This window comes from Streptomyces ossamyceticus (assembly GCF_001418475.1).
Taxonomy (GTDB): domain Bacteria; phylum Actinomycetota; class Actinomycetes; order Streptomycetales; family Streptomycetaceae; genus Streptomyces; species Streptomyces ossamyceticus.
In genome coordinates, this window is sequence record NZ_LIQX01000803.1 from 1 (window position 1) to 1,583 (window position 1,583).

Here is a 1,583-nt window from a genome sequence, read left to right on the forward strand (position 1 = left end):
ATGTTGCCGAGTTTCGCCTCCAAGGAGGCGAAACTCGGCAACATCGCCTACGAGATGACCCTCTTCGCCAACCGCGCCGGAGCCGCGCTCACCCCGCAACTGGTGATGGAGCTGAAGAACAGTGTCGGCGCCCCCGTGGTCGGCTGACCCATCCCGCGAGGCAGGAGGTCGTCATGGTGGCCGGTGGACGAGAACCACAGGAGACAGAAGAAGGGACGTGGGACGAGGAGGAGGCCGCGGTCGGCCGCGCTCCCGCGGTCCGACCGTTCCTGCTGACCGCCGGCCGGGTGTCGGGGGGAGGCGCGGCGGCACCGATCCCGATCGAGACGCAGATCGTGTCGACGGCGGCCGGGCTCACCGTCCTCGGCAAACTCGCCTTCGAGCACCACGACATCGTCGCCGCCTGCCGACGGCCGCAGTCGGTCGCGGAACTGGCCGCCCGCCTGCGCCTGCACCTCAACGTCGTCCGAGTGCTCGCCGAGGACCTGTGTGCCGCAGGGCACCTGGCGATCTACGTGCCGCACGCCCGGGCCGCCCAGGACATCTCCGTACTGCGAAGGGTTATCAATGGTCTCCGTGCCGTCCCCGACTCACGGGGCACACTCCGCGACAGTGGTTGAACAGCCGCCGCTGCCGGTCAAGCTGGTCATCGCCGGCGGCTTCGGGGTCGGCAAGACCACCACCGTGGGGTCGATCTCCGAGATACGCCCTCTCACCACCGAGGCCGCGATCACCGAGGTGGCCGCGGGCGTGGACGACCTCACGCACACGCCCGACAAGACCACCACCACCGTCGCCATGGACTTTGGCTGCATCACCCTCGACCCGACCCTGAAGCTGTACCTGTTCGGCACACCGGGCCAGGACCGCTTCGGCTTCATGTGGGACGACATCGTCGACGGCGCGGTCGGCGCCCTGGTCATCGTCGACACCCGCCGCCTCGACGACTGCTACGCGGCCGTGGACTACTTCGAACACAAGCGCATCCCGTTCGCGGTCGCCGTCAACGCCTTCGACGGAGAGGTCGAACACGACCTGGACGAGGTGCGATGGGCACTGGACATCGCCGACCACGTACCGCTGACCGTGTTCGACGCCCGCCGGACCGGCTCGGTACGCGACGCGCTGCTCGTCGTACTCGACGTCGCACTGTCCCGCGCCCGAGCGGCCGCGGCGACCTGACGGTGAGGGGGAGGCGGCCTACGGTTCGACGATGTGCCGCAGATAGGCGTGCGGGTCGGCGAGATAGCGCCGCCAGTGGTCCACGATGCCGAGCTCCTGCCAGGCCACCCTGCGCATGCCGTGCTCGCCGACCTCGATGATGTCCGCGCCCGGCAGGGCGGTGAGCAAGGGGGAGTGCGTGGCACAGACGACCTGGCCGCCCTCCTTGGCCAACCGGTCTAGGTGCCCGATCAGCTCCAGGCACGAGGAGAAGGAGAGCGCGGCCTCCGGCTCGTCTAGAACATAGAGCCCCGGGTCGAGGAACTTCCCGCGGAGCGCCGCGAGAAAGCCCTCACCATGGCTGACCGAGTCCGGCGAGAAACCCTCCCGGTCCAGGGCGTCCCAGGCGGTCTCGGCCCGCA

General features: G+C 69.3%; 3 protein-coding genes. 2 read left to right on the forward strand and 1 reads right to left on the reverse strand.

Annotated elements, in window-relative coordinates; translation table 11 throughout:
* Nucleotides 1–176 precede the first annotated feature (176 nt).
* Nucleotides 177–620 carry a DUF742 domain-containing protein gene (locus tag AOK15_RS39025; protein ID WP_420877031.1) on the forward strand — a complete coding sequence of 148 codons (444 nt, stop codon included), beginning with the start codon at nucleotides 177–179 and terminating at the stop codon, nucleotides 618–620.
* Nucleotides 568–1,182, forward strand: a complete 615-nt coding sequence (locus AOK15_RS39030) for a GTP-binding protein (RefSeq protein WP_055523702.1) — start codon at nucleotides 568–570, stop codon at nucleotides 1,180–1,182. Before AOK15_RS39025 ends, AOK15_RS39030 begins: the two co-directional genes overlap by 53 nt.
* 18 nt (nucleotides 1,183–1,200) lie before the next feature.
* On the opposite strand, the gene AOK15_RS39035 is transcribed toward AOK15_RS39030, so the two are convergent.
* The coding region (locus AOK15_RS39035; protein ID WP_157870511.1) for an AAA family ATPase at nucleotides 1,201–1,583 on the reverse strand (383 nt) is incomplete at its 5' end.